Origin of the sequence: Pseudomonas hydrolytica, from assembly GCF_021495345.1 — a bacterium.
GTDB classification, from domain to species: domain Bacteria; phylum Pseudomonadota; class Gammaproteobacteria; order Pseudomonadales; family Pseudomonadaceae; genus Aquipseudomonas; species Aquipseudomonas hydrolytica.
This window is the reverse complement of record NZ_CP099397.1, coordinates 1995202-2020857: the sequence shown is the minus strand read 5'-3', so window position 1 is coordinate 2020857 and position 25656 is coordinate 1995202. Positions and strand designations below refer to the sequence as shown.

The window sequence follows — 25656 nt, the reverse complement described above, 5'->3', positions numbered from 1 at the left end:
CGGGCTACAGGGCTCAGGCGCGCAGTTCGGCGACCACCGCAGCCAGCGCCTGCGCCGGGTCGGCGGCCTGGCTGATCGGGCGACCGATCACCAGATAGTCGGAGCCGGCCTCCAGCGCCTGACGCGGGGTAAGGATGCGCTTCTGGTCATCGGCATTGCTGCCGGCAGGACGAATGCCCGGCGTCACCAGCTGCAGACGCGGCTGCGCGACCTTCAGCGCCTGCGCCTCCTGCGCCGAGCAGACCAGACCATCGAGCCCGGCATCGGCCGCCAGGCCGGCCAGGCGCAGTACCTGCTCCTGCGGCGGTACGTCCAGGCCGATGCCGGCCAGGTCCTGCTGCTCCATGCTGGTCAGCACGGTCACGCCGATCAGCAGCGGCTTGGCGCCAGTCAGCTTGTCCAGCTCGTTGCGGCAGGCCGCCATCATGCGCAGGCCGCCGGAGCAGTGCACGTTGACCATCCACACGCCCAGCTCGGCCGCAGCCTTGACCGCCATGGCCGTGGTGTTGGGGATGTCGTGGAATTTCAGATCGAGAAACAGCTCGAAGCCCTTGGCCTGCAGCGCCTCGACCACCTGCGGGCCGCTGCGGGTGAACAGCTCCTTGCCAACCTTGACCCGGCACAGCGCCGGATCGAGGCGATCGGCCAGGGCCAGGGCGGCGTCACGGCTGGGAAAGTCGAGGGCGACGATGATCGGGGTTTGGCAGGCGGGCATGAGGCGGGTCTCGGACAGGACAAAAACGCCGCGCATTGTAGCCTAAAGGCAGCGCGCAGTGCCTGCCGCAGGCGCAGCTGCCGCGACGCACAACGGTGCACGAGTGCACGCGTCTGCACCAGCCTGGCCCTCTCGCCCCACCGCTGCTGGCCGTAATGGGCGCCTGAGCGTGCTGGCATGAGCACTGCACGGCAAGTCCATCCTCTGTGCAACGGGTCGCAGCCATGCCCTACCAAACCACCATCGGCAACTTGGTCTATCGCTTCGCCGACCTCAAGACGCTGCTGGCCAAGGCCAGCCCGGCGCGCTCCGGCGATTACCTGGCGGGGCTGGCCGCCGCCACCTACGAGGAGCGCATGGCAGCCAAGCTGGCCATGGCCGAGGTGCCCCTCAAGCGTTTTCTCGACGAGGCGCTTATCCCCTACGAACAGGACGAAGTCACCCGCCTGATCATCGACCGCCACGATGCCGCTGCCTTCGCCCCGATCAGCCACCTGACCGTGGGTGACCTGCGCGACTGGCTGCTGCTGGAAAAGACCGACAGTGTGCGCCTGGCGGCCGTGGCCGCCGGCCTGACGCCGGAGATGGTCGCCGCCGTGAGCAAGCTGATGCGCAATCAGGATCTGATCCTGGTGGCGCGCAAATGCCAGGTGATCAGCCGTTTTCGCAATACCCTGGGCCTGCCCGGCCATCTGGCCGTGCGCCTACAACCCAATCACCCCACCGACGACGTGCGCGGCATCGCCGCCAGCATGCTCGATGGCCTGCTCTACGGCTCGGGCGACGCCACGGTCGGCATCAACCCGGCCAGCGATTCGCTGCCGACGCTGATGCGCCTGTGGCAGATGATGGACGAGGTGCGCCAGCACTTCGAAATCCCCATGCAGAGCTGCGTGCTGACCCACGTGACCACGCAGATCCAGGCCATCGAGGCCGGCGCGCCGATCGATCTGGTGTTCCAGTCCATTGCCGGCACCGAGGCCACCAACGCCGGCTTCGGCGTCTCCCTGGCGATCCTGCGCGAGGCTCACGAAGCCTCGCTGTCGCTCGGTCGCGGCACCCTGGGCGATAACCTCATGTACTTCGAGACCGGCCAGGGCAGCGCGCTGTCGGCCGGCGGCCACCATGGCGTCGACCAGCAGACCTGCGAAGCCCGCGCCTACGCCGTGGCCCGCGAGTTCCGCCCGCTGCTGGTCAACACCGTGGTCGGCTTCATCGGCCCGGAATACCTCTACGACGGCAAGCAGATCATCCGCGCCGGCCTGGAGGATCACTTCTGCGCCAAGCTGCTCGGCCTGCCGATGGGCTGTGACGTCTGCTACACCAACCACGCAGAAGCCGATCAGGACGACATGGACAGCCTGCTCACCCTGCTCGGCGCGGCCGGCATCAACTTCATCATGGGCATCCCGGGCGCCGACGACATCATGCTCAACTACCAGAGCACCTCGTTCCACGATGCGCTGTACCTGCGCAGCGTGCTGGGCCTGAAACGCGCCCCGGAGTTCGACGCCTGGCTGGCGCGCATGGCCATTACCGAACCGACCGGCCGCCTGCGCGAGATCGGCCGCGGCCACCACCTGCTCAAGCAACTGCCACACATCTCGGGAGCCGCGTGATGGCCAACGATCTGATCCAGCACAACCCCTGGGACGAACTGCGCGCGCACACCTCGGCGCGCATCGCCCTCGGCCGCGTCGGCTGCAGCCTGCCCACCCGCGAGGTGCTCAAGTTCGGCCTGGCCCATGCCCAGGCGCGCGACGCCGTGCATCGTCCGCTGGACTTCGCCGAACTCAAGCATCAGCTGCATGCAGCCGGTTTTCGCGCCCTGAAGGTGCGCAGCAATGCCGAGGACCGCCAGACCTACCTGCTGCGCCCGGATCACGGCCGCCACCTGCATGGCGACTGCCGGCTGCAGTTGCAACACGAGCTGCCGGCACCGGAACTGGCCATCGTGCTGGCCGATGGCTTGTCGGCCGTCGCCGTGCAGCGCCATGCCCTGCCGCTGCTGCAGGCCTTTCGCGAACGCTTCGCTACCGACTGGGCCAACACCCCGGTGGTGCTGGCCGAACAGGGCCGCGTGGCGATTGGCGACGGCATCGGCGAAGCGCTGCGCGCCCGTTTGGTGATCGTGATGATCGGCGAACGCCCGGGCCTGACTTCGCCGGACAGCCTGGGCCTGTACCTGACCTACGCGCCGCGAGTGGGCTGCCCGGACAGCGCACGCAACTGCATCTCCAACGTGCGTCCCGAGGGCCTGCCTTACGAACTGGCGGCGCACAAACTCGACTACCTGACGCGCCAGGCGCTGCGCCTGCAACTGAGCGGCGTGCAGCTCAAGGACGACAGCAGCCTGCAGCAGGTCGCGGCACAGCCAGACTGACAAGTGCCCCTGTGCGGGTTATGGTGGTACCTCAGCCATCCCTGAGGAATCGACATGCCCTGGTACGTTTGGCTGCTACTGGTCCTAGTCTTCGGCTCGGTGATCGGTAGCCTGCTGTTGCTGCGCAGCAGCGCCAAGAAGATGCCCCTGAGCGAGGACCAGCTCGAGCGCATGCGCAAGCGCGCCATCGAGCAGGAGGCCAAGGACGCGCGCGAGCGTCAGCGCTAGACCGAGCGTCCCCTCAGGTCACTCCGAGACTGCCCACGATGCAGCCTGCTAGACTGCGCGCCTTCTCAAGGAGGAGGTGCCATGCCCCTGCATCTGCGCTTGCTGCTCCCCGCGCTCACCCTGGCCCTGGGCACGGGCCTGGGTTTCATCCAGCCCGTCGGCTTGCTGCTGGGCAGCCTGTTCGTCATGGTCCTGCTGGTCGGCGAGCGGCATCTGCCGAGCTGGCTGTGGCTGCCACTGGTCCTGCTCGGCGGCATTGCCCTGGCGGCGCACCTCGTGCCCGGCTTCCGGCCCTGGCAGCTGTGGCAGCCGCGCCTCATCAGCGCCGATGCTGCGCCCTACGGTCTGCGTCTTTCCTGGGACAAGCTGCTGCTGGGCACCGCCCTGCTGGCCTGGTGGCTGGGGCAACCCCACCGACCGGCCATATCGCTGCAACGGACCTGGCTCGTATGCCTTGCCACCCTGCTGCTGGTGCCGGTGCTGGCCATCGCGCTGGGCCTGGTCGCCTGGCAACCCAAATGGCCGCAAGGGCTGCTGCTGTGGCTGGCGGTCAACCTCGGCGTGGCGGTGCTGGCCGAGGAGCTGCTGTTTCGCGGCGTGCTGCAACCGGCGCTGGTCAAACGCCTGGGTACCTGGCCTGGTTTGCTGCTGACAGCGGGCCTGTTCGGCGCGGCGCACCTGCCCTTCAGTCCGCTATTTGCCGTGGTGGCCACCTGTGCAGGGCTCGGTTACGGCCTAGCCTTTCACTACAGCGGGCGTATGAGCCTGGCCATCGCCCTGCATGGTGCCGTCAATCTGCTGCATATTCTGCTGCTGAGCTATCCGCTGCGACTGGCATGACGGCGATTCGGTAAGGCGAGAAAATGCGCGCCAGCTCGCCATTGGCACGCAGCTGCTCGAGCAGCGCAGCGAAGCGTTCGGGACTGATCGGCGCGCCGGCGCGGATCATCGCATGGTGGCGATAGACCTGATCGATACGATCGGAAATCAGCAACTGCCGCCCATGCTCGCGGTTGCGCTCGAGAAAATCATAGAGATTGGAACGGGTCACCAGAGCGATGTCGGCGCGACCGCGCAGCACCATCAGCAGATTGCTGTCATGGGAGTGGCCGAGGTTGGCATTGAAGGTGCGGGTGAGGTATTCCGGGTCGCTGTTGAAGCCGGCGAAGCCATAGTGATAACCACGGTACAGGGCCAGACGCTTACCCTGCAGCTGCTCGAAATATTGCTGATCACGCAGCTCCTCGTTCCTGGTAACGAACAGCTCCGCATCCTCCAGGCCCATGTCGACGGCATCGGCATCGATATCCTGCCAGCCCCAACCGGGGTTCTCGAAGATCGCCATATCGATACGCCCGCGCTGCAGATCGCTGAAGCGGCGCACGATGGCGGTGGGCAACATGATGAAGTGGTATTCGCTCTGCTCGCGATTGAGCGCCTCGAGCAGCTGTGGCAGCAGGCCGCTGGATTCCTGCAGATTGGACTTGACCACGTAAGGCGGGAAATGCGCGCCGCCTACCTTGACGACTTCCGCGGCGGACAGCGAGCCGGCGAGCACCAGACAGATAGCGCCCACCCACATGTGACTCCAGCGCCACGCATGCCGCATATCGACCCCCAAAAAATCCTTCTTCTAGTGCGAAGCAGCCTACTCCAGTCTTCCCTGACCGACCAGATGGTTTTTCAGTCTGGCGCGACTTTCCCACCCAGTGCCAGACGATAGCGGCTCAAAAGCCTCTGCAACTGCCCGTCGGCCTGCAGCTTGTCCAACAATTCGCTCATCTGCGCCGGCGTCAGCGGGCCGTCGGGACGCAGCAGCACCTGATGCTGATAGAGCTGATCGAAGTGCTCGGATACCAGCATATCGGCCGCCGCCTCGGGATGGCGCTGCAGGTACATTTCCAGATAGGAACGGGTAATCACCACTACGTCCACCCGGCGCGCCTGCAGCATGCGCAGGTTGCTGTCATGGGAATAGGTGATCAGCGCGTTGAAGGTGCGCGCGAGGTAGCTCTGGTCGGCATTGAACCCGGCGAAACCATAGTGATAGCCACCGTACAGCGCCATGCGCTTGTCGCTGAAATCCTGGAAGTACTCCTGTCCGCGCCCCGGCTCCGCGGCCGCCACGTAGACCTCGGCATCCTCGATGTCCAGCGGCAGGGCAAGATGGGGCGTGTTCTGCCACCCCCAGTGGCTGGATTCGAAGAACATCAGATCGAAACGCTCGCCCTGCATGTCGCGATAGCGCCGGGTAGCGGAGGTCGGCACCAGCACGAAGCGATAGTGCTCCTGCATGAGATTGAGCGCCTGCAGCAACTCCGGCACCAGGCCTTGCGGTTGCGGGTCTTCGGGTCGGTTCAGGTAGGGCGGGAAGTGATAGCCACCGACGCGCACCTCCTGCGCCGCGAGACTGCCGGGCACATGCAGGAAGACGAAACACGACAGCAGGCAAAGGATTAACCCACGCAAACTCGACCTCTCATCACGGAGCACAATGCAGGAGCTTGGTGAACATCCCGTGTTCGAGCCAATACAGCGGCGGTTGCAGGAAATCTTAGCCGAATTTCGTCATGCGTCCTTGCATACCAGGGAAAGAGCTTCTTCGGCCAGCTGATCCAGGCTCATCGGTCCCTGCGACCGGAACCAGGTGGTGGTCCAGCTCAACGCACCGGTAAGGAAACGCCGCTGAATGAACGGGTCGCCCTGGAAATAGCCGGCCTCGCGGGCCTCGCCCAGCACCGCCAACCAGATCTGCTCGTAGGTGTCGCGCAGCGCCAGGACCTGCGCCTGGCCGTCGGCCGACAGCGAGCGCCATTCATAGACCAGCACCGCCATCGCCTCGCCGGTACCGCCCATGATCGATTGCAGCTCGCAGCGGATCAGCGCCAGCAGCCGCTCGCGGGTCCCCTGCGCTTCGGCCAGTGCGGCACGCATCAGGGCGGTGTTGTAGACGATGGTTTCCTCCATCACCGAACGCAGGATTTCATCCTTGCTCTTGAAGTGATGGAAGATGCTGCCGGACTGAATACCGATGGCGGCGGCCAGATCACGCACTGTGGTGCGCTCGTAACCCTTGCTGCGGAACAGGTGGGCGGCCATCTGCAACAGCTTGCCGCGGGCGCTTTCCGGATCGGTCACCTGGCCGCTGGCGACCAGTTCCTGCATCACGGCCTGGGCTCTGTGTTCATCCACGCTGACTTCTCCCCTGATTGCCCTGCTCGGCGATTGTTCTGATGAATTCTTGTTGCAGCCGGCAAGTGCTTGTCTTGCTTGATGAAATGTATGCGGCGTCAGCTGACCAAGCAAGCGCTCGGCCGTACTTTTGGCCGATTTGCCCTGCCCCAACGCTTTTCAACCAAGCGCTTGCTTGGTAATGTCGACTTACCTTCTCAATGTGTGACGGGCCAATTCTAATGAGCAAAACCGTACGCATCGGCTGCGCCTCGGCGTTCTGGGGCGATACCTCCACCGCTGCCGCCCAGCTGGTGCGCGGTGCCGAGCTGGATTACCTGGTGTTCGACTACCTGGCCGAGATCACCATGTCGATCATGGCCGGCGCCCGCATGAAGAAGCCCGACGAGGGTTACGCCCGCGACTTCGTCGAGGTGCTCGCGCCGCTGCTGGGCGATATCGCCGCGAAGAATATCCGCGTGATCAGCAACGCCGGCGGGGTCAACCCGATGGCCTGCGCCGCGGCCCTGAGCGCAGCGTGCGAGCAGGCCGGCGTGAAACTCAAGATCGCCGTGCTGCACGGCGACAACCTGCAGCCCAAGCTCGGCGAACTGGTCAAGGCCGGCACCCGCGAGATGTTCACCGATGCGCCGCTGCCGCCCTTCTGCGTCTCGGTCAACGCCTATCTGGGCGCACCGGGCATAGTCGCTGCATTGGATGCCGGTGCCGACATCGTCATCACCGGCCGCGTGGTCGACAGCGCGGTGGTCAGCGCTGCCCTGGTGCACGAGTTCGGCTGGGCCTGGAGCGATCACGACAAGCTGGCCCAGGCAGCACTGGCCGGGCACATCATCGAATGCGGCGCGCAGTGCACCGGTGGCAACTTCACCGACTGGCGCGACGTGCCGGACTACGAACACATCGGTTTCCCCATCGTCGAGGTTGAAGACGATGGCCGTTTCGTCGTGACCAAGCCGGAGGGTTCCGGCGGCCTGGTCACGCCCTTTACCGTCGGCGAGCAGATGCTCTACGAGATCGGCGACCCGCGCGCCTATCTGCTGCCGGATGTGGTCTGCGATTTCACCCAGGTCGAGCTGAGCCAGGTTGGCGCCGACCGCGTCGAGCTCAAGGGTGCGCGCGGCCTGCCGCCCACCGCGCACTACAAGGTCAGCGCCACCCACCCGGACGGTTTTCGCTGCACCGCCAGCTGCGTGCTCGCCGGTATCGATGCCGTGGCCAAGGCCGAGCGGGTCAGCCAGGCGATCATCAACAAGACCGAAGAAATGTTCGCCGAACGTGGCTGGGGCCGTTACCAGGAGGTCAGCATCGAGCTGCTGGGTAGCGAGGCCACCTATGGTGCCCACGCTCGTCGCCAGGACAGCCGCGAGCTGGTGGTGAAGATCGCCGTGCGTCATGCCAAGAAGGAGGCGCTGATCCTCTTCTCCCGCGAGATTGCCCAGGCCGCCACCGGCATGGCACCGGGCCTGACCGGCATCGTCGGTGGTCGTCCCACCGTCTACCCGGTGATCCGTCTGTTCAGCTTCCTGGTGGACAAGAGCGCCTGCGCGCTGGAGGTAGAAATCGGCGGCGAGCGCCAGCCGGTCACCCTGCCCCAGGTCGATGCCTTCGACCCCGAGCGACTGCACGCGCCGGCCGCCCTGCCCGTACCGATGGGCGAAGCCGACGCTGCCGTGCCACTGATCCGCCTGGCCGTGGCGCGCTCCGGCGACAAGGGCAACCACAGCAACATCGGCGTGATGGCGAGAAAACCCGAGTACCTGGCGTGGATAGCCGCTGCGCTGACGCCCGAAGCCGTGGCCAACTGGATGGCGCATACCCTGGACGCCGAGCAGGGTCGCGTCAGCCGCTGGTACCTGCCGGGCAGCCACAGCCTCAACTTCCTGCTGGAAAACGCTTTGGGCGGTGGCGGCGTCGCCAGCCTGCGCATCGACCCGCAGGGCAAGGCCTTCGCTCAACAGCTGCTGGAATTTCCGGTGCCGGTGCCCAGGGCGCTGGCGCAAACCTTGAATGGTGCGCACGGCGCACCCTACACCCCGTAGGGTGCGCCGCGCGCACCGGCATCAGTCAGGACAACAATAAAAATGCCATATGACTCAGTCTTTAAACCCGGCCTGTTTAGCGGCCAGACCATTATGGTCACCGGCGGTGGCAGCGGCATCGGCCGCTGCGTGGCCCACGAACTAGCCCACCTGGGCGCCCACGTGGTGCTAGTCGGGCGCAAGCAGGAAAAGCTGGAAAAGACCTGCGCCGAAATCATCGAGGATGGCGGCAGCGCCAGCTTCCAGGCCTGCGACATCCGTGATGAAGAGGCGGTAAAGGCCATGGTCGCCGCGGTGCTCGCGCAACGCGGACGCATCCATCACCTGGTCAACAACGCCGGCGGCCAGTTCCCCGCGCCGTTGATCGGCATCAACCAGAAAGGCTTCGAGACCGTGGTGCGCACCAACCTGGTGGGCGGTTTTCTGGTGGCCAAGGAAGTCTTCCTGCAGAGCCTGAGCAAACACGGCGGCAGCATCGTCAACATGCTCGCCGACATGTGGGGCGGTATGCCCGGCATGGGCCATTCCGGCGCTGCGCGCGCTGGCATGGAGAACTTCACCAAGACCGCCGCCTACGAGTGGGGCCACGCCGGCGTGCGGGTCAACGCCGTGGCGCCGGGCTGGATCGCCTCCAGCGGCATGGACACCTACCCCGAGTCGATGAAGAACATGATCCGCAACCTCAAGGATCACGTGCCGCTGCAACGCATCGGCAGCGAGTCCGAGGTGGCCGCCGCCATCGTCTTTCTGCTCAGCCCCGGCGCCAACTTCATCAGCGGCAACACCATCCGCATCGACGGTGCGGCCAGCCAGGGCACCCGTGCCTGGACCCTGGGCAAGGCAAAAAACAGCGAGCCCTACAACGGTTTCCACCGGGCCTACCTGCCCGATGTACTGAAAGATCAGGAGTAAGGCGATGGCCGTGATCCAATCGGAAATCGATGTGCATGGCGAAGCCTTCGCGCAGAACCGCGCGGCCATGCTGGCGGCCATCGCGGCCTTCCGCGACGTCGAGCAGAAGGTGCTGGACAAGGCGCAGGAGGCCAAGGCCAAGTTCGACAAGCGCGGCCAGTTGCTGCCGCGCGAACGCCTCAACCTGCTGCTCGATGCCGGCGCGCCCTTTCTCGAACTGGCCTCGCTGGCCGGCTACAAGCTGCACGACGACAAGGACGGTAGCCAGGCCGGCGGCGGCCTGATCGCCGGCATCGGCTACATCGCCGGTGTACGCTGCCTGGTGATCGCCAACAACAGCGCGATCAAGGGCGGCACCATCTCCCCCACGGGCCTGAAGAAATCCCTACGCCTGCAGCAGATCGCCTTCGAGAACAAGCTGCCGGTGGTGACCCTGGCCGAGAGCGGCGGCGCCAACCTCAACTACGCCGCCGACATCTTCGTCGAAGGCGCGCGCGGCTTTGCCAACCAGGCGCGCATGTCCGCCATGGGCCTGCCGCAGATCACCGTGGTGCACGGCTCCAGCACCGCCGGCGGGGCCTACCAGCCCGGCCTGTCGGACTACGTGGTGGTGGTGCGCGGCAAGGCCAAGATGTTCCTTGCAGGCCCGCCATTGCTCAAGGCCGCCACCGGCGAGATCGCCACCGACGAGCAACTGGGTGGCGCCGAGATGCACGCTCAGGTCGCCGGCACCGCCGAGTACCTGGCCGAGAACGACGCCGACGGCGTGCGCCTGGCGCGCGAAATAGTCGGCATGCTGCCGTGGAACCAGCAGCTGCCGGCACGTGAGAAACGCACCTGGCGCGAGCCGCTGTACCCGGCCGAGGAACTGCTCGGCCTGGTGCCGGCCGATGCCAAGAAGCCCTACGACGTGCGCGAGGTAATCGCGCGCATCGCCGATGGCTCGGCGTTTCTCGACTTCAAGAACGAGTTCGACAGCCAGACCGTCTGCGGCCACTTGCAGATCGAAGGCCAGGCCTGCGGTTTCATCGGCAACAACGGCCCGATCACCCCGCAAGGCGCGGCCAAGGCGGCGCAGTTCATCCAGCTGTGCGAGCAGAGCAATACGCCGATCCTGTTCTTTCACAACACCACCGGTTTCATGGTCGGCACGGAATCGGAACAGAACGGCGTGATCAAGCACGGCTCGAAGATGATCCAGGCCGTGGCCAACGCCACCGTGCCCAAGCTCACCATCGTCGTCGGCGGCTCCTACGGCGCCGGCAACTACGCCATGTGCGGCCGCGGCCTCGACCCGCGCTTTATCTTCGCCTGGCCCAACAGCCGCACCGCCGTGATGGGCGGCGCCCAGGCCGGCAAGGTGCTGCGCATCGTCACCGAGGACAAGCACGCCAAGGAGGGCAAGGAGCCTGACCCGAAGATGCTCGACATGCTGGAGATGGCCACCGCGCAAAAGCTCGATAGCCAGTCCACTGCCCTCTATGGCACCGCCAGCCTGTGGGACGACGGCCTGATCGACCCGCGTGACACGCGCAAGCTGCTGGGCTTTCTGCTGGATATCTGCGCCGAAGCCAATCTGCGACCGCTGAAGAAGAACAGCTTCGGCGTCGCGCGTTTCTGACCTCGATAAAAAGATTCGGTGCGCACAGCGCACCCTACGGAGAACAACAATGATCTTCACCCAGGAACACGAAGAACTCCGCCGTACCGTCCGTAACTTCGTCGACAAGGAAATCAATCCGCACGTCGACGCCTGGGAGAAGGAAGGCCGCTTCCCGATCCACGACATCTTCAAGAAGGCCGGCGAGCTGGGCTTGCTGGGCATCTCCAAGCCGGAGAAATTCGGTGGCATGGGCCTGGACTACAGCTACTCCATCGTCGCCGCCGAAGAGTTCGGCACCATCCATTGCGGCGGCATCCCCATGTCCATCGGCGTGCAGACCGACATGTGCACCCCGGCCCTGGCGCGCTTCGGCTCCGATGAGCTGCGCGAGGAGTTCCTGCGCCCGGCCATCACCGGCGAGATGGTCGGCTGCATCGGCGTCTCCGAGGTCGGTGCCGGCTCCGACGTGGCAGGCCTGAAGACCACCGCGCGCAAGGACGGCGACGACTATGTGATCAACGGCAGCAAGATGTGGATCACCAACTCGCCATCGGCCGATTTCATCTGCCTGCTGGCCAACACCTCGGACGACAAGCCGCACGTCAACAAGTCGCTGATCATGGTGCCGATGAAGACCCCGGGCATCAGCGTCAGCCCGCACCTGGACAAGCTGGGCATGCGCAGCTCGGAGACCGCCCAGGTGTTCTTCGACAACGTGCGCGTGCCGCAGCGCTACCGCATCGGCGCAGAGGGCGCCGGCTTCATGATGCAGATGCTGCAGTTCCAGGAAGAGCGTCTGTTCGGCGCGGCCAACATGATCAAGGGCCTGGAGCACTGCGTCGACAGCACGATCGACTACTGCAAGCAGCGCCACACCTTCGGCCAACCGTTGATCGACAACCAGGTCATCCACTTCCGCATGGCCGAGCTGCAGACCGAGATCGAGTGTCTGCGCGCGCTGGTCTACCAGGCCACCGAGCAGTACGTGAAGGGCCGCGACGTGACCAAGCTGGCGTCCATGGCCAAGCTCAAGGCCGGCCGCCTGGGCCGCGAGGTGTCCGACGCCTGCCTGCAGTACTGGGGCGGCATGGGCTTTATGTGGGATAACCCGGTGTCGCGCGCCTACCGCGACGTGCGCCTGGTCAGCATCGGCGGCGGCGCCGACGAAATCATGCTCGGCATCATCTGCAAGCTGATGGGCATTCTGCCGGGGAAGAAGAAAGGCTGACCCGTAGGGCGGATGAAACCCGCCACTCACACCGTTGCGGCGGGTTTCACCCGCCCTACACCGAGGCTATGCGATGAACAAGCTGCCCCACTGCGAAACCCTGCTGCTGAACCTCGACGGAGGCGTGCTGCACGTCACCCTCAATCGCCCGGAAAGCCGCAACGCCATGAGCCTGGCCATGGTCGGCGAACTGCGCGCCACCCTGGAAGCCGTGCGCCATGAGCCGAACGTGCGCGCCCTCGTCCTGCGCGGCGCGGGCGGCCACTTTTGCTCCGGCGGCGATATCAAGGATATGGCCGGCGCCAGAGCCCGCGGCGGCGACGCCTACCGCGAGCTGAACCGCGCCTTCGGTGCGCTGCTGGAAGAGGCCCAGGCCGCACCGCAGGTACTGGTGGCGGTGCTGGAAGGCGCCGTGCTCGGCGGTGGTTTCGGCCTGGCTTGCGTGTCCGACGTGGCCATCGCCGCCAGCGGCGCCAGGTTCGGCCTGCCGGAAACCACCCTGGGCATCCTCCCGGCGCAGATCGCCCCCTTCGTGGTGCGGCGCATCGGCCTGACTCAGGCGCGGCGCCTGGCGCTGACCGCCGCCCGCTTCGACGGCTTTGATGCCCTGCGCCTGGGTCTGGTGCACTACTGCGAGCACGATGACGCCGCCCTGCAGCAGCGCCTGGACGAGACCCTGGCGCAGATTCGCCAGTGTGCGCCGCAGGCCAACGCCCAGACCAAGGCCCTGCTGCTGGCCAGCGAACGCGAGGCCCTCGGCCCGCTGCTCGACCGCGCCGCCGAACAGTTCGCCGCCGCCGTGACCGGCGCCGAGGGCGTCGAAGGCACCATGGCCTTCGTGCAGAAGCGCAAGCCGAAGTGGGCCCAGTAGTAGCTCCCCTCTCCCCAAGGGGAGAGGGAACGAATAGACCGTAGCCCGGATGCAATCCGGAGTTCGCCCCACAGGAGCACGAAGATGCCCGCATTCAACAAGATCCTGATCGCCAACCGTGGCGAGATCGCCTGCCGGGTGATGCGCACCGCCATCGAACTCGGCTACCGCACAGTGGCGGTCTACTCCGAGGCCGATGCCGACGCCCGCCATGTACAGATCGCCGACGAAGCCGTATGCATCGGCCCGGCTCAGGTCAGCCAGTCCTACCTGCGCATCGACGCCATCATCGAGGCCGCGCGCAAGACCGGCGCCGACGCCATCCACCCCGGCTATGGCTTCCTCTCCGAGAACGCCGACTTCGCCCGCGCCTGTGAAGCGGCCGGCATCATCTTTATCGGCCCGACCGTAGACGCCATCCACCTGATGGGCAGCAAGCGCCTGTCCAAGATCGCCATGCTGGAGGCCGGCGTGCCCTGCATCCCCGGCTATGAAGGCGCCGCCCAGGATGACGAGACCCTGGCCAGCGAAGCCGAGCGCATCGGCTACCCGCTGATGATCAAGGCCAGCGCCGGCGGTGGCGGCCGCGGCATGCGCCTGGTGCACGAATCCGCCGAACTGCTGGGACAGATCCGCACCGCCCGCTCGGAGGCGCAGAACGCCTTCGGCTCCGGCGAGCTGATCCTCGAGCGCGCGGTGATCCGCCCGCGCCATGTGGAGATCCAGGTGTTCGGCGATGCGCACGGCAATATCCTCTACCTCGGCGAGCGCGACTGCTCGGTGCAGCGTCGCCACCAGAAGGTGGTCGAGGAAGCGCCCTGCCCGGTGATGAGGCCCGAGCTGCGCCGCGCCATGGGCGAGGCGGCGGTGAAGGCGGCGGCCTCGGTCAACTACGTCGGCGCCGGCACCGTGGAGTTCCTGCTCGACGCCAGCGGCGAGTTCTTCTTCCTGGAAATGAACACCCGCCTGCAGGTGGAGCACCCGGTCACCGAGCTGATCACCGGACAGGATCTGGTGGCCTGGCAGATACGAGTCGCCGAGGGTCAACCCCTGCCGCTTCGACAGGACGAAATCCGCCTCACCGGCCATGCCATGGAAGTGCGCCTGTACGCCGAGGATTCGGCCGCCGGCTTCCTGCCGCAAACCGGCCAGGTGTTGCGCTGGGAGCCGGAATTGCTGAGCGGCGTGCGCATCGATCACGGCCTGGTCGAGGGGCAGGCCGTCACCCCCTTCTACGACCCGATGCTGGCCAAGGTCATCGCCTACGGCGCAACCCGCGACGAAGCCCGGCGCAAGCTGGTGCGCGCGGTCGATCAGTGTGTGCTGCTGGGTGTGAACGGCAACCAGCGCTTTCTCGCCAACCTGCTCAAGCACCCGGAGTTCGCCGCTGGCAACGCCACCACGGCGTTTATCGCCGAACACTTCGCTCATGACCCCAGCCTGCAGCCGCATACCGCCAGCCTGGCCGAGCTGGCCATGGCCGCCGCCCTGCTCTACCAGGCCTCGGCCGAGGCCCGCGCGCACCAGCCCGGCCTGTCCGGCTGGCGCAGCGCCGGCAGCGCGCCCTGGCGCTTCGTCCTCAAGCAGGGCGAACACAAGCACGCCGTGGAGCTGGATTTGCTCGCCAGCGGTACGCAAGCACACCTTTGCGTGCGCCGGGGTGAGGAACAACTGCCTGTGCGCCTGCTGGCCAGCGACGGTCGCTGGCTGACCCTGGAACTGGACGGCGTGCGCCGCCGCCAGGCCTACCACCTCGAAGGTGAGCGCCTGTGGCTGTACGGTGAGCATGGCAACCTGGAACTGCTGGATGTCACCCACGAGCCGGCTGGCGGGCAGAACGCCGCCAGCAGCGGCGCGGTGAAGGCACCGATGGATGGTGCCATCGTCGAGGTGCTGATCGCCGAGGGCGCCAGCGTCAGCAAGGGGCAACTGCTGGTGGTGCTGGAAGCGATGAAGATGGAGCACCCGCTCAAGGCCGGCGTCGACGGCATCGTCCGCCGCGTTGGCGTGAGCCAGGGCGACCAGGTGAAGAACCGTCAGTTGCTGGTGGAAATCGAAGCTGATTCGTAGGTGTCGCGGGGCCGCCTAGGCCGTGCGCACCAAAACCCCGGCGGTGCGCATGGCGCACCCTACGACAAGAGGAACGCCCATGTCACTTTACGGCAAGACCCTGTTTATCACCGGCGCCAGCCGTGGCATCGGCCGCGAGATCGCCCTCAAGGCCGCCGCCGATGGTGCCAATATCGTCATCGCGGCCAAGAGCGCCGAGCCGCATCCCAAGCTCGAAGGCACCATCTTCAGCGTCGCCACCGAGGTCGAAGCCGTAGGCGGCAAGGCGCTGGCCCTGCAGCTGGACGTGCGTGACGAACAGGCCGTGGCGGCGGCCATGGCCCAGGCCGCCGAGCATTTCGGCGGCATCGACGCGCTGGTCAACAACGCTGGGGCCATCAAACTGGTCGGCGTGGAAAAACTCGAACCCAAGCGCTTCGACCTGATGTATCAGATCAACACTCGCGCGGTAATGGTCTGCAGCCAGGCGGCCTTGCCCTATCTCAAGAAAAGCGCGGGCGGGCATATCCTCAACCTCTCCCCGCCGCTCAACCTCGACGCCAAGTGGTTCGCCCAGCACGGCCCCTACACCGTCACCAAGTACGGTATGAGCATGCTCACCCTGGGCATGAGCGAGGAGTTCAAGAAGTACGGCATCAGCGTCAATTCGCTGTGGCCAAAGACCATGATCGCCACCGCGGCCATCGAGTTCGAACTGGGCAGCCGCGACGCCTTCAAGCGGGCGCGCACGCCGGCGATCATGGCCGATGCGGCCCACGCCATCCTCAGCAGCGGAGGCCGCAGCCTCACCGGGCGCCTGCTGATCGACGAGGACATCCTGCGCGAACAGGGCGTCAGCGACTTCGAGCAGTACCGCTTCGATCCCGCTGGCGGCAGCCTGGTGCCCGATCTGTTCGTCGATCCGTAGGGCGGGTGCCACCCGCCACCATCGCCTTCATAACCCGGATGCAATCCGGGGATCCCGTGCGCGGATTTACCCGGATTGCATCCGGGCTCCAGGCGCCGCCCCGTAGGGTGCGTATTTGCCGATCTGCCCACCGCTGAACGCACCTGGGCCATGGCTGGTGCGCGCCAGGCTGACTAGAGTCAGGACTCGCCTCCAATTCATAACAGCCCAAGTGCGAGCCCCATGAGCCAAGCCGATCTGATTTCGCCCTTCCGCTTCCTGGCCCACCTGCCGCAGCACCTGCCGCGTGTGCCGCGCATGCTGCGCGGCCTGTACTACGCCGGCATCCGCAACCGCGAGAAGAACCTGTCGCTGGCCTGGGCGCTGCAACGCGCCGCCGAACGCCATCCTGAACGCCCGGCGCTGATGGACGAAAACCGCCAGCTCAGCTACCGCGCGTTCAATGCCTGGGCCAACCGCCTGGCCTGGGCGTTCAAGGCCGAAGGCGTCCGCCATGGCGACGTGGTGGCGGTGATGCTGGAGAACCGCCTGGAGCTGCTGGCGATCCTCGCCGCCCTGAGCAAGCTCGGCGCCGTGGGCGCGCTGATCAACACCACCCAGCGCGGCAAGGTGCTGGCGCACAGCTTCAACCTAGTCGAACCCGGCTTTCTGGTGATCGGCGACGAACTGCTCGGCGCCTTCGAGGAAATCGCCGCGCAACTGCACAATCAGCAAGCCAAACGCTACTGGATCGCCGACCAGGACTGCCTGGGCGATCCCGGCCAGGCGCCAGATGGCTGGCTCAACCTGATGCACCTGGCCGCCGGCCAGGCCCAGGACAACCCTCCGGACAGCCAGCACGTACGCATGAAGGATGCCTGCTTCCTGATCTACACCTCCGGCACCACCGGCCTGCCCAAGGCCTCGATCATGAGTCATGGCAAGTGGATCAAGGCCTATGGCGGCTTCGGCCATTCCGGCCTGACCCTGAACGAGCACGACGTGCTCTACCTCACCCTGCCCTGCTACCACAACAACGCCGTCACCGTATGCTGGAGCGCGGCCCTGGCCGGCGGCGCGGCCATCGCCCTGCGCCGCAAGTTCTCCGCCAGCGCCTTCTGGAGCGACGTGGCGCGTTACCAGGCCACCTGCTTCGGTTACATCGGTGAACTGTGCCGCTACCTGCTCAACCAGCCGGAGACCGATAGCGAAAGGAACAACAGCCTGCGCTGCATGATCGGCAACGGCCTGCGCCCGTCGATCTGGGCCGAGTTCAAGCAGCGCTTCGGCGTCGAGCAGATCACCGAGTTCTATGCCTCCAGCGAAGGCAATATCGGCTTCACCAACGTCTTCAACTTCGACAATACCGTCGGTTACACCCCGGCGACCTACGCCATCGTCCGTTACGACCTGGAAAACGACCGCCCCGTGCGCGGCAAGAAAGGCTTTCTGCAAAAGGCCGACAAGGGCGAAGCAGGCCTGCTGATCAGCGAAATCAGCGCCAAGTGGCCTTTCGACGGCTACACCGATCCGGCCAAGAGCGAGGCGGCGATCCTGCGCGACGTGTTCAAGAAGGGCGATGCCTGGTTCAACACAGGCGATCTGATGCGCGACATCGGCTGCAAGCACGCGCAGTTCGTCGACCGCCTCGGCGACACCTTCCGTTGGAAGGGCGAGAACGTCTCCACGACCGAGGTGGAAAACGTGCTCGGCGCCTTCCCCGGGGTGGAGGATGCGGTGGTCTACGGTGTGGAGATTCCTGGCACCAATGGCCGCTGCGGCATGGCAGCACTACGTCTGGCGCCAGGCTGCATGCTAGATGGCGCGGCGCTGGCCGCTCACCTCGATGCCGAACTGCCCGCCTACGCCGCGCCGCTGTTCGTACGCCTACTCGGCGAAGTCGAAACCACGGGGACCTTCAAGTACAAGAAAACCGACCTCAAGCAGGCCGGCTACGACCCGAGCAAAGTCGATGGCCCGCTCTACGTGCGCCTGCCCGGCTCGGACAGCTTCCAGCCGCTCGATGGCGAACTGCACGCGGCCATCGCACGGCAGGCCTATCGTTTCTGAGCGAAACGCTACGCCCGAGATGGCTCGACCTCAGGCGAGCGCCAGCTTTGCAAGTGTGCGCTGTCCAGGCGCTGCCAGTGCACCGCATCGCTAAGCTGTTCGGCAGGCAGCCAGACATCGCCACTGCGGATCAGCATCTGTCGGGGCAGTGCCAGCAACCTCTCCATCGTGATCAACTGCACCTCGTGCTCGACACCACTGACGTGCAGGCCGTTAGCATCGAACGCCTCGAAGCACGGCATCGTAGGCAGGGGCCGGACGCTGTAGCGCAGCGTATGCTCCCAGATATCCAGCAGCAACAGGTGCCACTGTATGGTCTCCTCGCTGATCACCCGGCGACTCAACGCCAGATAGCGGCCGTCCGCCGACCAGGCCATCGAGGGTGCCAGATCCGCGATACCACAACCGGAGGCGGTCAGGACGCAGGCACCACCCGGCACAAGCCCACTGCCTTCATGCATTTTTCTGTCCAGTCCGAACAGCCAGGCGGCATCGCCTGCACCGGGTGCAGCGAGCAGGTAATCGCCCTGAGCACTGGCAGGCACAGGGCGCCATTCCAGACGCCAATTTGGCAGCAGACGCAACGACCAGGCATCGACCGCCACCTGCACGGTCCGATGATGCAAGCGGCCAACCGCAACGAAGGCGTCGGCCTGTTGCGCTGCCGGCGCCAGCGCCTCGAGGCGCGGCAAGGGACCGGCACCAAGGGCAGTTGCCTGCCTGCCGACTATCTGCTGCAGGCTGATGACGCCGTCTTCGAACGCCTGCAGCCCGGCGATCAGCAGCGGCTCGTCGAGCCTCAGCAGGCGCCGCGCCAGCACATCAGCCACAACCAGTTGATGCGGAACGGCGGGCGCCTCGGCAAAGGCGATCAAGGCCAGATAACGCCCGCAGTCCGAAACGCGGTGATCGAGACACCATTGCCCCGGCAACCGCCAGGCGCCGACATGGCAGGCAAAGGCATGACGACGGCCATCGCGGCTCTTGCGCAGCAGGGTCAGGCAGGGTTGCGCGCCACCTTGCATCGACGGCAGCTGCAGCGACACGACGCCCGCATGCTCCCCATCCAGCTCGATGCACAGTGTCAGAGCCATAGGCTTTTCCGTTTCCGCCCCATGCATCAGCGCCTCGTAGAAGAGACGCTCATCCTCCAGACGACAGGGCGTGCTCCACTCCAGTACGGGTTCATCGACGAGCGATTGCCAGGGCTCCTCCAGCGGACGCCAACCGGAGGCTACTCGCCACAGCCAGGTAGCGCTTTCCTCCACCGACTGGCTCTCGGCTCGCGCGCGACAGACAAGCGCCTGATCGTCTTCACTCCATAGTACCGAAGCGCCCTGATTGAGCAGCAGTCCGGTGGGCTGCTCATCCAGCCAAAGGCTATGACCGGACTCGCCTTGGCCACCCACCGTGCTGAACGGCTCGCCCCGCAGAGTGCGGCTGCCCTGCGGTGCACTGAAGATCAAGTGACCGCTGGCATCGACTTGGCCCTGACAACTGCGCCCCGGCGCAGGGATGCTGACGACCGCGGGCGGCTCGATTGGCGCAGGCGAAGACGCCATTACCTGGACGATGGGGCGGGACCACTGATCGATTCCAGCCTGTGGCTGCTTGGCCACCCGGCCATCAACCGCCCAGGCAAAGCCAGCTATGGTTCTGGCCAGCCAGGCGGTGCCATATTTGGGTAGGTAGCCCGAATGGGGGGCAATTTGCAGCGAGAGAGCAACTCCCTGAAAGCGCAGAGTGACGTCCTGACGTTTGACGACAAGTCCCAGAAACCGCATCCAGACGTACAGATGTACCCAGCTGAAAATCAGGATGAACAGTCCGACAGCGAACCCGAGAAAGCCGGAAGTAGTTCCCCATAACTGAAAGCTGAGCCCCAAGACCATGCTCATCAGAGGGACTGGGAGGCGTTTGACGAACTCAGGGTGTCCGGCAACCACGATGATTGTGGTCGCGATCAAGATGGCTTGCACGATCCCCCACGAGTACCACCAAGGGACAAAGATCCCAACAGCCAGTGGAATAACGAAACTCAGCAGGGTGAGCAGGACTTTAGCTTGCGTAGAGCTTTCGTGCTCATCGAGCATCAACGACATTCGGCACTCCTTTGCCAGTGACTCAGATAGAGGCTGCGATGATAGCAGCGCCCCGCACGCGCAGGATTGAGCCAGCCCGCACTCTGCCTCGATCGTGCATAGCCAAATATGACGAACGGAAGCCTACCGCCTGAACTCGAACTGCACCTCGGCGCCTTCGATGGAATCCCAGTAGTCGTCCACCCGCTCGTTGTTGATCAGCCGACCGCTGATCTGGAACGGGCTTTGGACTTCGGGTTTCTCACCGAACATCGGCGGCAACAGGGGCGAGATATCCTCGCTGGTTTCGCTTTCCAGCGCCTGCTCGAACACCTCCTGCGGCACGCTCAGATCCAGCGCCAACCGGGGTTCTGGCTGGGGAGCGATGGCGGGTTTGGCCTTGGCCGGGGGCTTGGCCCGCGCTTGCGGTTTGTCCGCGGTCTTGGGCTTGGCGGGCTCCGCCGGCTCGGGCTTGGGCGCAATGACCGGAGCCGGCGCCTCGTCCGGCTCGCTCACCGTCACATCCGCCGGTGCCGCGGGGGCTGGCGAAACGACAGCGGGAGCGGCGCTTTCGGGCTTCTCCGCAGCGGGCTCCGGGGCGGGCTCGCAGCCGCTCAGCAAAGCCAGGCATACGAGCGTTAGACAGGTTCTACGCATCATGGGGACAGCAGCAACTCGATCAACATACTGCCCCATGCTCCCCTGCTTGGCGCCAACTGGCAAGCCGACTTACACGACATTTACCGGTCCTCGCCCACCTCGCCGCTTTCAGACGCCAGATGCGCGAGCTCGGCTTCGATATCCAGTTGCGGATGGTCGGCCTGGAGCTGCTCCAACAGCCGCTGCGCCTGCTCCTGATCGCCAGCCCTGCGCAGCTCAAGCAAACGCAGCAACGCCTCGCGCGGTTCGCTCTGCATCACCAGCTCAGCCATCGGAGCGATTGCGGCGGCGCTGGCCATCGGTGCCTCGGCCATATCGGCAGACGGCGCCTGGCGTGCCATGGCCTGGCTCTTCATGCGCTCCTGCGGCGCCGCCATGGGAGCAACCGCCTCCTGCTCTGCCGCACGCTTGGCCGCCATCGGAGCCGGTGCAGCCGGGCTCATCAGCACGCTGGGCGGGACTGCATCGAAGGTATCCGGCGCCTGCTCCAGGGTGCGCCAGGTCAGGCTGACACCGATGCCGACGCAGGCCAGCCCGGCTACCGCCACCGACCAGCGCTGCCGGCCGCTGCCGAACAGCCACTGGTGCAAACGCTGCGCCCAGCCAACCTTGTTGCTGGCGGCTTCGGCCTGCTGCGCCTCGCGGGCAGCCGCACTAGCCGCTGCCAGAATGCGTGCATCCAGCTCGGCCGAGGGTTCGCCGCTGCCATGGGCACGGAAATGCGCCAGCAGCGCCTGTTCGTGATCCAGCGGTTCTCGTTCATGGGTCATGCGGACAACTCCTCGGTGGCCAGCAGCCGGCGCAGTTTCTGCAGGGCATAGCGCAGACGGCTCTTGACCGTCTCGGCCGGCGTGCGGGTCAACTCGGCAATCTCGTTCAGTTCCAGGTCGCCATGGGCGCGCAGCAGAAAGACTTCGCGCTGATCTTCCGGCAGGTCGGCCAGCGCCGCCTGCAGCCGTTCGCTGTCGCGGCTCAGGCCCCACTGCTGCTCCGGGCCGGGCTGCGGGTCAGCCTGGGCATGCTGGCGCTCGTCGTATTCGTCGTGCCCGGCCTGATGCCGGCCCGTCTTGCGCCAATGGTCGATCAGACGGTTGCGCGCGATCTGGTACAGCCAGGTCTTGAACAGCACCGCCTCGCGCTGTTCGCTCTGGCTGCGCACCAGGCTCATCCAGGTTTCCTGAAACACTTCCTCGGCCAGGGCGTGATCGCCGCACAGGCCGAGCAGGAAGCGGAACAGACCCAGCCTGTGGCGCTGGTACAGCGCATTGAAGGCCGCCGCGTCGCCGCGGCGGTAACGCCGCAGCAAGGCGGCGTCGTCATCCGTGAGAGGTGCGTTCACTGCTGAACTCGTACTGGAGTGGAGCCGGAAGTGTGCAGGCTCTGGGCAATTTCGGCCAGCTGGATGAACTCGCCGCGCAGGCCGAAGCGATCCTCACCCTTGCCCGAGCGGGCCAGCGCGATGCTCTGCGCCAGGTCGAAGTCGCCGGTGTAGCGGCCGTCCTTGAGCTGCTGGGCGAAGGCTGCCACCGCGGCGGCGAAACGCAGATCCTCGCTGGCGGCCGCAACCGGTTTCGCCTCGTTGCGCGCAATGGGTCGTTCCAGCAGGCGACTGCTCGCCTCCCCCGGCGCCTTGTAGCGAATCCGCAGCCAGGCCAGCTCGCCGCTCTTGCCCGCTGGCTGAGCGCTGCTCTGATAGCGCAGCGGCTCCAGCCAGCCCTTGCCTCCGGCCGGGACGACCTCGTACAGCGCGGTGACGGTGTGCCCGGCACCGATCTCGCCGGCATCGACCTTGTCGTTGCTGAAATCCTCGCGCTTGAGTGCGCGGTTCTCGTAGCCCAGCAAGCGGTACTCGCTGACCTCGCTCGGGTTGAACTCCAGTTGCAGCTTCACGTCGCTGGCCACGGTGGCGAGGGTCGACGCGAGCTGATCCACCAGCACCTTGCGCGCCTCGCGCAGGTTGTCGATGTAGGCGTAGTTGCCGTTGCCGGCATCGGCCAACTGCTCCATCAGGCGCTCGTTGTAGTTGTCCACGCCGAAGCCCAGGGTGGTGAGGGAAACGCCCGTCTTGCGCTTGTCCGCTGCCAGTTGCTTGAGGCTTTCGAAGTCGCTGATGCCGACGTTGAAGTCACCATCGGTGGCCAGCAGGATGCGATTGATGCCGCCCTCGATCAGGTGCTTGCTCGCCTGCTGATAGGCCAGCTGGATGCCCGACTCACCGGCAGTGGAGCCGCCTGCCGTCAGTTGATCGATGGCCGCACGGATCTTCGCCTTGTCGCTGCCGGGCGTGGAGTCCAGCACCACCTGAGTGGCGCCGGCGTAGGTAACCAGCGATACGCGGTCCTGCGGACGCAACTGGTCGACCAGCAGCTTCAGGGTGCCCTGCACCATCGGCAGGCCTTCGCGGCGGTGCATCGAGCCGGAGACATCCACCAGAAACACCAGGTTGGCCGGCGGCAGCTCCTCGACGCTGCGGTCCGACGCCTTGATGGCGATGCGCAGCAGGCGGGTCTGCGGGTTCCACGGCGTCACCGCCAGTTCGGTGCTGACGCCGAAGGGCGCATCGCCCTGCGGCAAGGGATAGGCATAGGGGAAGTAGTTGACCAGTTCCTCCAGACGCACCGCGTCCTTCGGCGGCAGCTGGCCGCCATTGAGAAAGCGCCTCACGTTGGCGTAGCTGCCGGTATCGACATCGATGCTGAAGGTGGACACCGGCGTCTCGCTGACAGCGAAGACCGGATTGTCGGGGTAGTTTTGATACTGCTCGCGCGGCACGTCGCGATAGCCGGGCAGCGCAGCATCGGCCACAGAACTGGGCATGGGGGCCAGCTGACCGGCCAGCGGCGCCGCACGCTTGCGGGTCAGCTCGGCGGGTGTGGCGGCGACCAGCTCATCCGCCAAAATGGGCTGCGGCGGCACGGAACTGGCCGCTTTCTCGGCCTCCGGTGCCGAGGCGCTGCAGGCAGCCAGTGCCAGCAGGGCACCGGCCGAGAATCCAACGGCGAGCGGGCGAACGAGCAGCAGGGAATAAGCGGACATGGTGCACCTCCTGAGCAATGGCATGAGACCTTCGCTCAGGTAGACGCAGCCCTGCGATCGTTCGGGTTAAACCATCAGGCGGTTTTTCAGCCTTCCCACGAACCGCCTGCCTCCTGACACAGCTGGGTGGCCAGCATGCCCAGGGTCATCAGCGCCCTTTCGGCCTCGCGATTCCACGGGATGCCGCAGTTGAGCCGCACGCAGTGGTTGAACTGCTCGGTATTGCTGAAGATCAGCCCCGGTGCGATCGAGATGCCCTGCTGCAGCGCGCGCACGTGCAGGTCCTTGGTGTTGACCCGCGCCGGCAGACTGACCCAGAGAATGAAGCCGCCCTTGGGTCGGGTCATCTGCGTGCCGGCCGGGAAGTACTGCTGCACCGCCAGCTGGAAGGCGCTGAGGTTCTTGCGGTACTCCTGACGGATATGCCGCAGGTGGCGGTCATAGCCGCCGTTCTCCAGATAGGCCGCCACCGCCATCTGGGTGACGCTGCACGCCGAATGGGTGGAGAAGGTCTGCAGACGCTGGATCTCGTCCTGATACTTGCCAGCGACGATCCAGCCGATGCGCACGCCCGGCGACAGCGTCTTGGAGAAGCTCGAGCAATAGATCACCCGGCTGTCGCGATCATGCGACTTGAGCGCCTTGGTCGGGCCCTGCTCGAACATCAGCTCGCCGTAGATGTCGTCCTCGACGATCTGGAAATCGTAATCGCCGGCCAGGCGCAGCAACTGGCGCTGACGCTCCTCGGGGATGGTGCCGCCCAGCGGGTTGGACAGCCGCGCGGTCAGCACCAGGGCCTTGATCGGCCACTGATTGGCGGCCAGTTGCAGGGCTTCGAGGCTGATACCGGTGGTCGGATCGCACGGGATCTCGATGACCTTGAGCCCCAGCAGATCGGCCAGCTGCAGCAGGCCGTAGTAGGTCGGCGACTCCACCGCGATCAGATCGCCCGGCTTGGTCAGCACCCGCAGGCTCATCTGCAGCGCATCGACGCAGCCGTGGGTGACCACCACCTCGGAGGGGTCGACCACCACGCCCGCATCGCGCATGCGGATCGCCACCTGGCGGCGCAGCGGCTCGAAGCCGGGGCTGAACATGTAGCTGAAGGCGCGCGGACTGTGGAACCGCGTGACCTTGGCCAGTTGCTGGTGCAGCGCGCGCACCGGCAGGTAATCGACATGCGGCACCGCCGCCCCGAGCGGGAATACGCCTTCGCGACGCGACTCGGTGAGCACCTGATTGATGATGCTGGCACGGGTGACCAGACCTGGCCGCTCAACCTTGGCGATATCCGGGGTCGGTGCGGTCAGCGCCGGTGTCTGGTGCACGTAGAAGCCGGACTGCGGCCGCGCGCGGATCAGTCCCTGGTCCTCGAGGTTGGCGTAGGCCTGCAGCACGGTGGCGTGGCTGACATTGAGCTGCGCGCTCATCTTGCGCACCGAAGGCACGCGCTCGCCCGGCTGGTAGACGCCGCGACGGATATCTTCGGCCAACTGCTGGGCGATGCGTTGGTAGAGCAACAGGTTGGTCACGACGATTTCCTCCAGAGCACTGAACCATAACAGTAGCCGATTGTTACAGAAGTGTACTGGCACAGTTCATAACAGTCTTGACCATACAGCGCAGCGTGGGGCGCTGTACCTCCTACGTCGTGCGGCGCCATACCTGTAAAAAACAAAAAC

22 protein-coding genes are annotated in these 25656 nt (G+C 65.7%); 12 read left to right on the top strand and 10 right to left on the bottom strand.

Annotated features, from left to right (window positions below; translation table 11 throughout):
• Positions 1–13 precede the first annotated feature (13 nt).
• On the bottom strand, positions 14–715 hold the full coding sequence (pyrF, locus tag L1F06_RS09305) for an orotidine-5'-phosphate decarboxylase (protein ID WP_041773089.1): 702 nt from the start codon (positions 713–715) through the stop codon (positions 14–16).
• A gap of 224 nt (positions 716–939) precedes the next feature.
• Here pyrF and L1F06_RS09300 point away from each other — a divergent pair, with 224 nt between their 5' ends.
• The 4 genes from L1F06_RS09300 (at position 940) to L1F06_RS09285 (ending at position 4166) form a co-directional block, all read left to right on the top strand.
• Positions 940–2334 carry an ethanolamine ammonia-lyase subunit EutB gene (locus L1F06_RS09300; protein WP_129483342.1) on the top strand — a complete coding sequence of 465 codons (1395 nt, stop codon included), beginning with the start codon at positions 940–942 and terminating at the stop codon, positions 2332–2334.
• A complete protein-coding gene (eutC, locus tag L1F06_RS09295) occupies positions 2334–3098 on the top strand; it encodes an ethanolamine ammonia-lyase subunit EutC (protein WP_012018919.1) in 765 nt (254 codons plus the stop codon). The genes L1F06_RS09300 and eutC overlap by 1 nt, the downstream gene beginning before the upstream one ends.
• A gap of 54 nt (positions 3099–3152) precedes the next feature.
• Entirely contained in the window at positions 3153–3326 is a 174-nt protein-coding gene (locus L1F06_RS09290) for a DUF2897 family protein (RefSeq protein ID WP_003243695.1), read from the top strand.
• Between the two features lie 81 nt (positions 3327–3407).
• Positions 3408–4166, top strand: a complete 759-nt coding sequence (locus L1F06_RS09285; RefSeq protein ID WP_129483341.1) for a CPBP family intramembrane glutamic endopeptidase — start codon at positions 3408–3410, stop codon at positions 4164–4166.
• On the opposite strand, the gene L1F06_RS09280 is transcribed toward L1F06_RS09285, so the two are convergent.
• The 3 genes from L1F06_RS09280 to L1F06_RS09270 form a co-directional block, all read right to left on the bottom strand.
• On the bottom strand, positions 4117–4908 hold the full coding sequence (locus L1F06_RS09280; protein WP_012018921.1) for a substrate-binding periplasmic protein: 792 nt from the start codon (positions 4906–4908) through the stop codon (positions 4117–4119). The two genes, L1F06_RS09285 and L1F06_RS09280, sit on opposite strands and share 50 nt — an antisense overlap.
• A 101-nt stretch (positions 4909–5009) precedes the next feature.
• On the bottom strand, positions 5010–5795 hold the full coding sequence (locus L1F06_RS09275) for a substrate-binding periplasmic protein (RefSeq protein ID WP_003243689.1): 786 nt from the start codon (positions 5793–5795) through the stop codon (positions 5010–5012).
• A gap of 99 nt (positions 5796–5894) precedes the next feature.
• A complete protein-coding gene (locus tag L1F06_RS09270) occupies positions 5895–6491 on the bottom strand; it encodes a TetR/AcrR family transcriptional regulator (RefSeq protein ID WP_177491219.1) in 597 nt (198 codons plus the stop codon).
• 248 nt (positions 6492–6739) lie between these two features.
• Here L1F06_RS09270 and L1F06_RS09265 point away from each other — a divergent pair, with 248 nt between their 5' ends.
• The 8 genes from L1F06_RS09265 to L1F06_RS09230 all read left to right on the top strand — a co-directional run bounded on the left by L1F06_RS09265 (position 6740) and on the right by L1F06_RS09230 (position 18197).
• Complete coding sequence (locus L1F06_RS09265; protein ID WP_129483340.1) at positions 6740–8557, top strand: acyclic terpene utilization AtuA family protein; 1818 nt, start codon at positions 6740–6742, stop codon at positions 8555–8557.
• Between the two features lie 42 nt (positions 8558–8599).
• On the top strand, positions 8600–9469 hold the full coding sequence (locus L1F06_RS09260; RefSeq protein WP_129483339.1) for an SDR family oxidoreductase: 870 nt from the start codon (positions 8600–8602) through the stop codon (positions 9467–9469).
• Positions 9470–9473: 4 nt separating this feature from the next.
• Positions 9474–11090: a geranyl-CoA carboxylase subunit beta gene (gene atuC / locus L1F06_RS09255; RefSeq protein WP_129483338.1), complete on the top strand. Its 1617-nt coding sequence runs from the start codon at positions 9474–9476 to the stop codon at positions 11088–11090.
• A 49-nt stretch (positions 11091–11139) separates the two neighbouring features.
• Entirely contained in the window at positions 11140–12300 is a 1161-nt protein-coding gene (gene atuD / locus L1F06_RS09250; RefSeq protein ID WP_129483337.1) for a citronellyl-CoA dehydrogenase, read from the top strand.
• A gap of 73 nt (positions 12301–12373) precedes the next feature.
• Entirely contained in the window at positions 12374–13171 is a 798-nt protein-coding gene (gene atuE, locus L1F06_RS09245) for an isohexenylglutaconyl-CoA hydratase (RefSeq protein WP_129483336.1), read from the top strand.
• An 84-nt stretch (positions 13172–13255) separates the two neighbouring features.
• Positions 13256–15241: an acetyl/propionyl/methylcrotonyl-CoA carboxylase subunit alpha gene (locus tag L1F06_RS09240; RefSeq protein ID WP_129483335.1), complete on the top strand. Its 1986-nt coding sequence runs from the start codon at positions 13256–13258 to the stop codon at positions 15239–15241.
• A gap of 79 nt (positions 15242–15320) precedes the next feature.
• Entirely contained in the window at positions 15321–16148 is an 828-nt protein-coding gene (locus L1F06_RS09235; protein ID WP_129483334.1) for an SDR family oxidoreductase, read from the top strand.
• A gap of 222 nt (positions 16149–16370) precedes the next feature.
• Positions 16371–18197 (top strand): long-chain-acyl-CoA synthetase, encoded by a 1827-nt coding sequence (locus L1F06_RS09230; RefSeq protein ID WP_129483333.1) that lies wholly within the window; start codon positions 16371–16373, stop codon positions 18195–18197.
• An 8-nt stretch (positions 18198–18205) separates the two neighbouring features.
• On the opposite strand, the gene L1F06_RS09225 is transcribed toward L1F06_RS09230, so the two are convergent.
• The 6 genes from L1F06_RS09225 to L1F06_RS09200 form a co-directional block, all read right to left on the bottom strand.
• Complete coding sequence (locus tag L1F06_RS09225) at positions 18206–20299, bottom strand: hypothetical protein (RefSeq protein ID WP_129483332.1); 2094 nt, start codon at positions 20297–20299, stop codon at positions 18206–18208.
• A 123-nt stretch (positions 20300–20422) separates the two neighbouring features.
• Positions 20423–20794 (bottom strand): hypothetical protein, encoded by a 372-nt coding sequence (locus L1F06_RS09220; RefSeq protein WP_252576755.1) that lies wholly within the window; start codon positions 20792–20794, stop codon positions 20423–20425.
• Positions 20795–21018: 224 nt separating this feature from the next.
• Positions 21019–21708, bottom strand: coding sequence for a hypothetical protein (locus L1F06_RS09215; RefSeq protein ID WP_129483331.1), 690 nt, complete (start codon positions 21706–21708; stop codon positions 21019–21021).
• Positions 21705–22277, bottom strand: coding sequence for an RNA polymerase sigma factor (locus L1F06_RS09210; RefSeq protein ID WP_129483330.1), 573 nt, complete (start codon positions 22275–22277; stop codon positions 21705–21707). The genes L1F06_RS09215 and L1F06_RS09210 overlap by 4 nt, the downstream gene beginning before the upstream one ends.
• Positions 22274–23974: a vWA domain-containing protein gene (locus L1F06_RS09205; RefSeq protein WP_129483329.1), complete on the bottom strand. Its 1701-nt coding sequence runs from the start codon at positions 23972–23974 to the stop codon at positions 22274–22276. Before L1F06_RS09205 ends, L1F06_RS09210 begins: the two co-directional genes overlap by 4 nt.
• A gap of 86 nt (positions 23975–24060) precedes the next feature.
• A complete protein-coding gene (locus tag L1F06_RS09200) occupies positions 24061–25506 on the bottom strand; it encodes an aminotransferase-like domain-containing protein (RefSeq protein ID WP_003243660.1) in 1446 nt (481 codons plus the stop codon).
• Positions 25507–25656: the final 150 nt, after the last annotated feature.